Genomic DNA, 578 nt, shown 5'->3' on the forward strand with positions numbered 1-578 from the left:
AGCCGGTGATGAAATATCACCGGCGGTCTCTTGTCTTTACTCAGATGTAATACAACCTACGCATTTTCCAGCTTAGCTGTGCACGTATTTCCACATCTGATGAAGATAATTTATGACTCCGAGCAACACTTCATCGCGTTTTTTGCACGGAGTTCAGCCTTCTTACGAAGTTTTTAAACAAGAGATATAACATGAATTTTTTGTCTCAAAAATATACAGGCAAGAGCCTACACCCGCACGAAACAAAGTGCTATAAAAATTTCACTCAAACAGCTCAAAAGCTAACACACACAGATTAGCTGAATCGATAAACCATTATGTGATCCATATTGATTGTGTCATCAATACAAACCTATATAATCGGCTACTTGCCGAGAAGAAGGAAAGTAACCACATGATTGATAAAGAAAGGGAAACATGGTTAGAAGCCATTTTAAACACCCTACCGGATCATGTGTTTATCCTAGACGAAAGCGGGCGCTATATTGAAAGCTTTGGTGGTACCCACCACTCCAAAACGTTCAACGCAGAACGCTACACTGGCTTACAGCTTAGCGATGTCCTTTCCCCAACCAAAG

1 pseudogene is annotated in these 578 nt (G+C 40.8%); it reads left to right on the forward strand.

From position 1 onward, the window contains the following. Positions 1–394: 394 nt before the first annotated feature. Positions 395–578, forward strand: a pseudogene (locus tag R7Z50_RS29465) (GGDEF domain-containing protein); the annotation flags it as partial.

The organism is Vibrio sp. 1249-1, from assembly GCF_033340495.1.